Origin of the sequence: Staphylococcus canis (assembly GCF_016238445.1) — a bacterium.
Taxonomy (GTDB): domain Bacteria; phylum Bacillota; class Bacilli; order Staphylococcales; family Staphylococcaceae; genus Staphylococcus; species Staphylococcus canis.
The window spans coordinates 1-298 of record NZ_JABANU010000085.1 but is presented as its reverse complement, the minus strand read 5'-3'; the positions used below and the strand labels follow the sequence as shown (position 1 = coordinate 298).

Sequence of the window (298 nt, the reverse complement as noted above, 5' to 3'; positions counted from 1 at the left end):
GAAGGTGAAACAATCACTGTTGTGAACAAAGATGGCAATGGTAACATATCAACACCATCAACAGGAACAGTAACAGACACAGTGGCGCCAGAGGCACCAGTAGTGAATAATCCACAACCAGGAGACAAAGTCGTAACAGGAACAGGTGAACCAGGAACAACAGTAGTTGTGACGTTCCCTAACGGTGAAGAAGTGACAGGTCAAGTGGATGAAAACGGAAACTGGACAGTGGATGTACCAGCGACTGAGACATTAGACGAAGGTGAAACAATCACTGTTGTGAACAAAGATGGCAATG

Annotated in this window: 1 protein-coding gene; it reads left to right on the top strand. The window is 45.3% G+C overall.

What is annotated here, in order from left to right; all coding sequences use genetic code 11:
- A partial coding sequence (locus tag HHH54_RS11015) for an Ig-like domain-containing protein (RefSeq protein WP_232796338.1) occupies window positions 1–298 on the top strand: 298 nt, incomplete at both ends.